This is a genomic window from Duganella vulcania (assembly GCF_009857655.1).
GTDB lineage: Bacteria > Pseudomonadota > Gammaproteobacteria > Burkholderiales > Burkholderiaceae_D > Rugamonas > Rugamonas vulcania.
Map to the genome: position 1 here is coordinate 1 of NZ_WWCX01000314.1, position 349 is coordinate 349.

Below are 349 nucleotides of genomic sequence, written 5' to 3' on the forward strand. Positions count from 1 at the left end.
ATGGCGTTGGTCGACAGCGCGGCCACTTGCGCGGTGCTCAGCGCGGCGGCTTCGCCGGTGCTCAGCGCCACCACTTGCGCGGTGGTCAGGGCCTTGACCTGGTTCACGCTCAGCGAGGCGACAGCGTTGGTCGACAGCGCGGCGAAGTCGTTGGTCGACAGCGCGGCGATGGCGTTGGTGGTCAGCGCGGCCACTTGGGCGGTGCTCAGCACGCTGGCCTGGCCGGTGGTCAGGGCAACGATCTGGTTGGTGGTCAGGCCGGACACGGCGGCGGTGGTCAGCGCGACGATCTGGTTGGTCGACAGCGCGGCCACCTGGTCGGTGGTCAGGCCGGCCAGCTGGTTGCTGC

Annotated in this window: 1 protein-coding gene; it reads right to left on the minus strand. The window is 70.2% G+C overall.

Annotated features, from left to right (window positions below):
- On the minus strand, positions 1-349 hold a 349-nt coding region (locus tag GTP90_RS36165; protein WP_161087976.1), incomplete at both ends, for a hypothetical protein.